The organism is Microcystis sp. M169S2, from assembly GCF_020245865.1.
Classification (GTDB): Bacteria; Cyanobacteriota; Cyanobacteriia; order Cyanobacteriales; family Microcystaceae; genus Microcystis; species Microcystis ichthyoblabe_A.
In genome coordinates this window covers 1-3131 of the sequence record NZ_JADBUB010000006.1, presented here as the reverse complement: position 1 = coordinate 3131, position 3131 = coordinate 1, and the positions used below count along the sequence as shown (strand labels likewise).

Annotated in this window: 4 protein-coding genes and 2 pseudogenes; 5 read left to right on the top strand and 1 reads right to left on the bottom strand. The window is 38.8% G+C overall.

The features are described 5' to 3' along the window. Nucleotides 1-9: 9 nt before the first annotated feature. Nucleotides 10-165: pseudogene (locus tag IM485_RS00680) on the bottom strand (transposase family protein); the annotation flags it as partial. A 209-nt stretch (nt 166-374) separates the two neighbouring features. Between IM485_RS00680 and IM485_RS00675 the strand changes: the two are divergent. The 5 genes and pseudogenes from IM485_RS00675 to IM485_RS00655 all read left to right on the top strand — a co-directional run bounded on the left by IM485_RS00675 (nt 375) and on the right by IM485_RS00655 (nt 2832). After that, nucleotides 375-497 (top strand): hypothetical protein, encoded by a 123-nt coding sequence (locus tag IM485_RS00675; RefSeq protein WP_016514863.1) that lies wholly within the window; start codon nt 375-377, stop codon nt 495-497. Between the two features lie 11 nt (nt 498-508). Further along, nucleotides 509-829 (top strand): hypothetical protein, encoded by a 321-nt coding sequence (locus IM485_RS00670; RefSeq protein ID WP_104398423.1) that lies wholly within the window; start codon nt 509-511, stop codon nt 827-829. 316 nt (nt 830-1145) lie between these two features. Further along, nucleotides 1146-1871, top strand: a pseudogene (locus tag IM485_RS00665) (formylglycine-generating enzyme family protein); the annotation flags it as partial. Nucleotides 1872-2387: 516 nt separating this feature from the next. Next, nucleotides 2388-2648 (top strand): DUF4258 domain-containing protein, encoded by a 261-nt coding sequence (locus IM485_RS00660; RefSeq protein ID WP_002793552.1) that lies wholly within the window; start codon nt 2388-2390, stop codon nt 2646-2648. Continuing rightward, nucleotides 2635-2832, top strand: coding sequence for a DUF2283 domain-containing protein (locus tag IM485_RS00655; RefSeq protein ID WP_008198105.1), 198 nt, complete (start codon nt 2635-2637; stop codon nt 2830-2832). The genes IM485_RS00660 and IM485_RS00655 overlap by 14 nt, the downstream gene beginning before the upstream one ends. The last annotated feature ends 299 nt before the right edge of the window (nt 2833-3131 follow it).

Genomic DNA, 3131 nt, shown 5'->3' with positions numbered 1-3131 from the left:
TCAGGGCCAGTTATTTTTAGCAAACTCTCCTAGCTCTCTATAACCTGAGTATCCTAGCATTGTTCCCAGTATTATTACTACTAATACTATCCATAAAGGGTGTCTTTTTCCTTTATCTTTCCGAAAGTCCTTGACTTGTTTCAGTTTTTCTATTAAGCTCAACATATATTTAAAAGGTTGGCGGTCACTTATCATTTTACCTGGCAGTGATCGCTTTTACTTTTGATCTTCTGATGGGAGAATGAAACAGCCCTACCTTATCAAGGGGGGCAGGGGGGATCGAACCTAAAATCCATTTTTAATTTAATTATAACCAGCTACTTAATGAGCCTTGCTCAAAACCAAACAATTCATAATTGAAGAGCGAGGTATTTATGGGTAAAGAAGAAGAAATACTTGAACAATGGCGAGAACTGACACCGGAAAAGCAACAAAAAGTTTTACAATTTGTTCAAACACTGAAATCTAAGTCAGAAACAACAGCACCAATTAATTAGGAGTCTAACCCATGAGCGGCCTCACCATCGAAACCGATTTAGGAAAAATGCTAGACCAGATTAATCAGAATCTTAAAGAGACCAATCAGAAGCTAGACGCGCTCCAGAAAGATGTCACAGACATGAAGATTGTTCAAGTCAGATTTGAGGCCGAAGTCAAGGGAGACCTCAAGGCATTACAGGGAGAATTCAACACCTTACAAGGTGATTTAAAAGAGATTAAAGGCTCCCAGAAAGCCAAAATTTGGGCATTAATAACCATCTTGGCAACAGCAGTTATCGGAACTGTCATCCGCTTTGTCATCACTGTTCCCCCTGTTAGCAACCCCTAACTCCCGCTGCCGTGGAACAGGCTTCTGGTTCCTGTTTGATATTCAGGTAGAATTAATCATATAATTGGTGCGTTACGGCGGATTGTTAATTTTGGTTTTTTGACGGGATTTGTAAACGCCTAATCCACCCTACACTTTACTAATTCTTAAGATTCCCATAGTTCACCTACTTCAAAAATTTGGGAGACTTGCAAAAATGTCAAAAAGATGGTCGCGCCGTAAAGTTTTAAGACAGTTGGGGTTAGTTACAGCCGGGAGTATCGCTAGTGTTATTTCTTCATGTCAGTCTATTACTCAATTTCGTCCTCAACCGATAAATCTAATTCCATTTACAGAGAAACTACCCAAGGGAGTAACACTGGAGATGGTAGGCTTACCAGCCGGTCAATTTCTCATGGGATCTCCTGACAGTGATCCCGATGCTAAAAGTGAGGAAAAGCCTTAACACCAAGTTAAAGTAAACAGTTTTGCGATTGGGAAATATCCTGTCACTCAGGCACAATATGAAGCGGTAATGGGAAACAATCCCTCTCGGTTTCAAAACAATCCCCAAAATCCGGTAGAAAAGGTTAGTTGGAATGATGCTCAAGCCTTTTGCCAAAAATTGAGTCAAATAACCGGGAAAACCTATCGCCTCCCCACAGAAGCGGAATGGGAGTATGCTTGTCGTGCGGGGACTACTACTCGCTATTATTTTGGTGATGATGCTAATCAGTTAGGAGATTACGCTTGGTATGCAGGAAATTCTCAGCAGACAACTCATCCTGTAGGACAGAAAAAGCCCAATGCTTGGGAACTGTATGATATGAGTGGCAATGTTTGGGAATGGTGCGAAGACAATTGGCATGATAGCTATGAGAATGCACCAAGGGATGGCAGTGCTTGGCTAAGAAATAATAATAATTATCACATAGTGCGGGGCGGTTCTTGGTACGACTATCCTCCTTACTGCCGTTCCGCTTACCGCAACTACTTCAGCCGCCGCGATTTCTACTACCCCCTCGGTTTTCGGGTGGTGAGCGGTGCTGGGAGGACTCTGTAACCCTTTTCCCCTTTTTTTCCCTTTTTACCCTTTTTTACTTTTTTCAATTTTTCTCTTTTTCCCGCCTAGCGGAGGGTCGATTTTTTTGGAAAAAATTGAGCTTGTAGGGTGTGTGTTTGCGCGTATTTAAAGGGGATTTGTTAATAATTAAACTATGATCGCGCCGTAACGCACCATCTTAATAAAATGGGTGCGTTATGCTATTACTAACGCACCCGACAAGAGCCGCCACTGTGTCCTCTGTGTCTGGAGTGGTTTTTATTATGATTATTTAACTGCTGCCGAATATCCCCCCGTAGCAATCTCTCCCTAGTAACAGGTTTCTAGTTCCTGTTTGATATTCAGGCAGAATGAATGATATAATTGGTGCGTGGGGCGTGGCTCTCTCGTTTAAAAGCTTGTCACCTGTAGAATATAACGATCTCAGGTTTTTTATCAAGTCTAATTTTAGGGGGTTTGCTCATGTAAACATCAGCTTTTCACAGAACTCGATAGATAAATTATGAATTATGAATTATGAAAGAGATTCGATTTAGCGATCATGCGAAATTTAAAATCGACATCCTTGCTAATCACGAACTAAATATTTCTCCAGAATTTATTATTGATACGATTTGTAATCCTGATAAAATAGAAATATTGCCAGAATCCAAAGTCATCTTTCAAAGAAGATTAAATGAAAACTTAGTTCTACGAGTTATTTGTCGAGAATTTAGTGCTTTTATCTTGATCATTACTTTATACCCTGGAAGGACAAATAGATATGAAAAAGATTAAATACAGTAAAGATGTTGATATCCTGTTAATTGAGTTATCGGATAAACCTATCAGTTATGCAGAAGACAATGGACAGGTTATCTTGCACTATTCTAATGACGATATGCTAGTTCTTATCGAAGTCTTAGACTTCCGAAAATTTATTTCAGAAGACACCACTGCTGAATTGGTATCAATCTCCTAGCTTCTGTCGGTTAGATATATGAACTATGAAAGAGAAGATTAATGAGAAAAAGTTATTAGTAATTAGAATTAGTTTTAGCTTAATTGTTTCAGTAATTTGATGCAATGAGAATAAGCTGTCGCGCATTTAAACAATGACAATGATAAACCTAGAAACAATAGAACTCTTGCAAATTAATTATATGTTATAATAATGGGTTAACTAATTTTCCCCAAAAAATTAGTTAATCAGTACATTCGTCCTGAATGAAAACTTGAAGTTTAACTTTTAACTCAAAACTCTTTAGAGCTGCTTTAATT

Coding starts and splice junctions, on each gene's coding strand:
- IM485_RS00675 (WP_016514863.1), top strand. CDS start 375: ATGGGTAAAGAAGAAGAAATACTTGAACAATGGCGAGAACTGACACCG.
- IM485_RS00670 (WP_104398423.1), top strand. CDS start 509: ATGAGCGGCCTCACCATCGAAACCGATTTAGGAAAAATGCTAGACCAG.
- IM485_RS00660 (WP_002793552.1), top strand. CDS start 2,388: ATGAAAGAGATTCGATTTAGCGATCATGCGAAATTTAAAATCGACATC.
- IM485_RS00655 (WP_008198105.1), top strand. CDS start 2,635: ATGAAAAAGATTAAATACAGTAAAGATGTTGATATCCTGTTAATTGAG.